The sequence below is a fragment of the Serratia microhaemolytica genome (assembly GCF_004011885.1).
Classification (GTDB): domain Bacteria; phylum Pseudomonadota; class Gammaproteobacteria; order Enterobacterales; family Enterobacteriaceae; genus Serratia_G; species Serratia_G microhaemolytica.
The window spans coordinates 1-5,329 of sequence record NZ_SBEF01000066.1 but is presented as its reverse complement, the minus strand read 5'-3'; the positions used below and the strand labels follow the sequence as shown (position 1 = coordinate 5,329).

1 protein-coding gene and 1 pseudogene are annotated in these 5,329 nt (G+C 52.7%); one reads left to right on the top strand and one right to left on the bottom strand.

What is annotated here, in order from left to right:
* Positions 1-4,903, top strand: a 4,903-nt coding sequence (locus tag EOJ37_RS13510; protein WP_127960419.1) for an autotransporter outer membrane beta-barrel domain-containing protein, incomplete at its 5' end; no start/stop codon positions are given.
* Positions 4,904-5,243: 340 nt separating this feature from the next.
* Here the strand turns inward: EOJ37_RS13510 and EOJ37_RS13500 are convergent.
* Positions 5,244-5,329, bottom strand: a pseudogene (locus tag EOJ37_RS13500) (IS5/IS1182 family transposase); the annotation flags it as partial.

Below are 5,329 nucleotides of genomic sequence, written 5' to 3'. Positions count from 1 at the left end.
CCGCAGCAGCAGCGCATTTAACTTCCTCTATCGCCTGACCGGCAACGGATTACTGAGCGTCGATACTGCTGGCGCGGCGTTTAACTTTGCCCAGAGTACTGGCAACGCCTTCAGTGGCGAAGTGCAACTGAACAACAGCCGCTTTGCGCTCTCCGGTGCCAACAGCGCGGCGGTAAACAACGCCAAGTTAACACTGAACAGCGGCAGCATCACCGATGTTGGCCAGGCCGGCACGCTCAGCGACGAAACGGTCGGCAACCTGACACTCAATGGCGGCCAGCTCAACTTCGTGGGTGATATCGCCAATGGTCGCGCCGATGGCGTGATCCAGACCGATAATTTTACCGCCAACAGCGGCACAGTGAATATCGACGGCGACTTTAGCCAGAACAACAGCGACACAAGCAACCTGTCACTGTTGGATCAGAACCGTGGCGCTACCGGCATGACACTGGCCAACGCCAACAGCGCCAGCGGTGCCGACAATTTGACGTTACGGCTCAACGGCGTCGAAGTGCAGCCTGTGCAAGGCGTGAGGTCAGATATCACGCAAAATGGCATCACCGTTGCTGAGGGGATCTACGACTACCATCTCTCCAACTCAAGTGTCAGTGGTCAACAGGGACTGTACCTCAACTACCAACTGCACACCCTTAACCTGCTGGCGGATGATGCCAATGCATTGCTGATTGCCAGCAGTAGCGATCCGGCCAGCAACCGCCGGTTAACTGCACGGCTGACCGGCATCGGCGGCATTGTGTTTGATGGCAGTGCCGCGCCACTCACCGTAGCCAACAGCAGCAACGACTACCGGGGCAGTACCACAGTGCGCGGTCAAGTGCTGATGGGATCGGATAACGCCTTTGGCCAAAGTTCACGGTTAACGGTGCAGAACGGCGCCAGTTTAACCAGCAACGGCTTTAACCAGAGCGTCGGCGCATTAACCAATGCCGGACAGATCAATCTGGCTAACAGCCTGTTCAACAGCGGCCTGCTCAGCAACAGCGGGGTGATTGACCTGGCCGGCGGCACACTCAACCTGACCGAGGGCGGCAGCTCCAGTGCTGACGGCGGATTAACCGGCAGTGGAACCCTGAACGTACAAGGCGGCGATTTGAGTATCACCGGCGCGAACAATGGCTTCACCGCCAACACCCAGATCGCCAACGGCGCGTCGATCAGCTTAAGCGGCAGCGGCAACCTGGGCAGCAGTGCGGTCACTATCAATGGCGCACTCAACTTCAACGCGGCTGGCAGCTTTGCCAACCTGCTTAGTGGTGCCGGGGTGATCAACACCAATGCTGCCGTCACGTTGCGTGGTGCTAACCACTTCAGTGGCACGCACAATATTAATCAGAACGGCACGCTGACGGTGAGCGAGGCTAATCATCTCGGTAGTAGCAGTGCAAAAGTCAATCTGACCGATAGCCAGTCGCAACTGGTGTTCTCTGGGCTGAACGGTGATGTCGCCAATCAGTTGCAGGGGGTTGCTAATTCAACCATTACAGTGAATAACGCAGCTAACATGTCACTGTCGGCAGATAACAGTGCGTTCCAAGGTCGGTTTGCGATTAATGATAACAGTGCGTTAACGGTACGCTCACACCTCAGTTTGGGTTCTGGATCTGTCGATATCGCGCAGGGTAGCAATTTAAACTTTGCCCTCGATAATGCTGGTGCTGCTACTCCAGCCATGTTGAACAGCGTATCGGCAATCAGTGGCAACGGCACGGTTAACCTGGCAAACAGTGCCATCCGTGTTACTGGCACTAACCTGAGCGCATTTACCGGGTTGATTAACATCCGTGATGGTTCGGCTCTGTTTTTGAATCAAGATAACCTATTGAATGCAAATGCAACCATTAATGTGGCTGCGGCGGAGGATGCGTTAAACATCAACAGTAGCAGCGCGTTCAACTTCTACAGCAGGTTACTCGGCGCTGGTGTGATCAATGTCGACACCAGCAATACTGATTTTAACTTTGGCGCACAAGTGGGCAGCCAGTTTAGCGGCACGTTGAACCTGTCGAATAGCCGTTTCCGCTTGGGGGGCAACAACAGCCAGGCAATGCGTCAGGGCAATGTCAAACTCTCTCAGGGCAGCGTTGTCGAGGTTGAAGACGGCACACAGAATATCGGTGCGCTAGAGATGAATGGCGGTACGCTGGTCTACAACAATCTGACCGAGAACAACGCCGTGGTCACTTCGGCGGGAACGATTGTTGCCGATACCATTGATACCCGAGGTGGCGGTACGGTACAAGTCAACCTCTCGCCAACACTGTCGCCCAGTCTGGATGGTATCAATACACTGGATTTGGATACCGGGGTACAGATTGTTACGTTGGCTAAAGGCGCCGCGCAGGGCACCGGTAATGAGCTGGTGTTGACCGATGAGCATGGTTCACCGATTGGTGACACACATTTGCAAGGTATCACCAACCCGAATAGTAATGAGGTGGCGGCGATGGGGCATTTCCGCTATGGCCTCAGCACCGGTGCGCAACAGGATGGATTGTATGTCAATTATGGTTTGCAGGTGTTGGATCTGCTGTTACGTGGTGACCGCTCGCTGAAGTTATCCGGTTTAGCGGCCAACAATGGCACCTCTTCTAATAGGTTAACTGCTCAATTGATCGGCAGTGGTGATATCACTATCGATTCATCCGATGTCAACGCGGTTATTAACTTGGCCGGCTATCAAAGCAGCTACACCGGTGCTACCTGGGTGCGTTCCGGTACGCTGCAACTCGGCCGTGATGGTGCGCTGGGTAATACCTCTAATCTGTCATTGAGTGCCGCCGGACGGGTGGATCTTAACGGTTTCAGTCAGACCGTCGGCGCACTCAATGGTGCATTGGGCAGTGAGCTTGACCTCTCCGATGGCCGTTTAACCGTGACTGGCGGCGGTGAGAGTGCCAGCCAGTTGGTGGGTAACGGGGAACTGATCCTCAGTGGCGGCACATTAACCCTGCACACCGATAGTCAGCGTTACAGCGGTAAAACCACCATCGAGAGCGCGGCAAGCGCAGTATTGACCCAGGCGAAGGCGCTCGGTTACGGCAAGATTGACCTGGCTGGTCAATTAGTCCTGAAAGGGATCACCGGTAACTTGGTCAATGCGCTACAGGGTAATGGTGCAGTTTCAGTCACTGACAAGGCAAAAGTGATCCTGACGGGAGACAACAGCGCATTTCGTGGCAACTTTGTCACTCAAACCGATAGCCAATTAACCGCAACACGGGCGGAGAATTTTGGCCAAGCAACTGTCACCAATAATGGGGTATTGGCACTCGATGTAGTCGAAGATTTTTGGCAACTCAACACCGCCATTAGCGGCAGCGGCTCAATTCTCAAATTGGGGCATGGCACTTTGCAGATCAGTAACAGCGCAGTGAGTGCCGCCAACACGGTGGTTGAGGATGGCAAGTTGCTGCTGGGTACCGCACCAGTGCAAGCAGCGAATAAAAAAGCCAGTAAATCGGCAACACCAGCCGGAAGCCATAGCGTGTTGAACAGCAACATGGTGGTGCAGGCTAACGGTACTTTTGGCGGCGATGGTCAACTGATGGGTAACCTGACCAACAGGGGTACTATTCTGGTGGGGCGTAGTGCGACAGGCTTTGACTACAGCAATCTGACCATTAATGGTAACTATGTTGGTGACGGTGGCTTGTTGGTTTTTGATGCGATGCTGGGCGGTGATAATTCGCCTACGGACCGCCTGATTATCAATGGCAATACGTCAGGGAAAAGTTGGGTCAAGGTGAATAATATTGGCGGGAAGGGAGCAAAAACCGTTAATGGTATCCAGATTATTCGGGTCAGTGGTGACTCTGCGGGCAAATTTAGCCTGAAGGGCCGAGCGGTTGCTGGGGCGCTAGAGTATTACCTCTATCGTGGCACTTCAGCGAATCCGAATGACGGTAACTGGTATCTGCGTTCAGAAGCGGAGATCGATTATCGGCCGGAATCGGGTAGTTATATTGCCAATATTGCTGCGGCTAAGCGTTTGTTTAATAATCGCCTGCATGATATCAACACCCATGTGGTGAATGATATTAGCGACAAAGAGAGCAGCGTCTGGTTACGCCAGGTTGGTGGACGTAATAAATTTACTGATAGCAGTGGTCAGATCTCGAGTACCAGTGAGCGTTATGTGGCACAACTGGGTGGTGAGGTGCTTCAGGCACGCCTGATGGAGCAAGATCGGCTCGCAATTGGTGTGGTCGCCGGGTACGGTAACAGTAATGGCGACAGCGAGGCTAAAAAGAGCCACTACAGTTCAGGGCAGAGCCTGAATGGCTATAATTTGGGTATTTATGCAACTTGGTATCTGAACGCCAGCGAACGCCATAGCCCTTATCTGCATGGCTGGGTTCACTATGATTGGTTTAAAGCTTCGGTGAACGGGCAGGAGTTGGCCGGTGAAAGGTATCGGATTGATGGCATTGCAGCCTCAATCGAGAGCGGTTACCCGCTACCGCTCTACCGTAGTCACAAACATCGTGGTTATCTTGTACCACAATTACAACTGACCTATAACGGCGCGAAGATGGGCACGCATACCGAGAGTAACGGCACGGTGATCGAGCAGGTTGGTAGGGATAATCTGCAAACGCGGGTTGGGATCACGCTGGCTAATGATAGTGAGGCAAAAAACGGTGAGGTGCTGAAAACCTATCTTGACATCAATTACCTTTACAACTCAAACCCTTCAGGGGTAACAATGGATGGCATGAGAGTGATGGAGGATGGCAAGCGTAACCTGTTTGAACTGAAATTCGGCCTCGAAGGGCAGTTGAATCAGAGCGTCAGCATCTGGGGTAATATTGGTCAGCAGTTTGGTGAAAAGGGTTACGACGATAAATCGGCGATGCTGGGGGTCAGGTATAAGTTCTGATAACTGCTGTTGAGTCGCTTAAATCGGTGGGTGCCAGTGCGCTGGCATCCTGCGATTGGTTCGCGCGCAGGTCTTGGTAGTTGTGAGGTGATGTTTTTAAAAATCATGTTGTTAAGTGGTTTTAATATGATCATGCAGTCCAGCGTAAACGCATGAGCATTTTTCGCCCGATTATTGACTAAAGAGGGCGTCGCCGACAACCGGGAACACGCCGATAGCGGCAGCGAGAAAATCGAGTGTGTCTTCCGCTTCGGCAAAGCCCTTAATATCACCGACCGCCTTGAACTGGCTAAAGACTTAGATCCTATCTCAATAGGAGTTTATTCCACACAATAAGAGCCTATCTCAATAGGAGTTTATTCCACACAATAAGTCCGCAGGCAAAATGCAACATGGCCTCGTAATTTTCAGCCTTTTTCTCCCAGC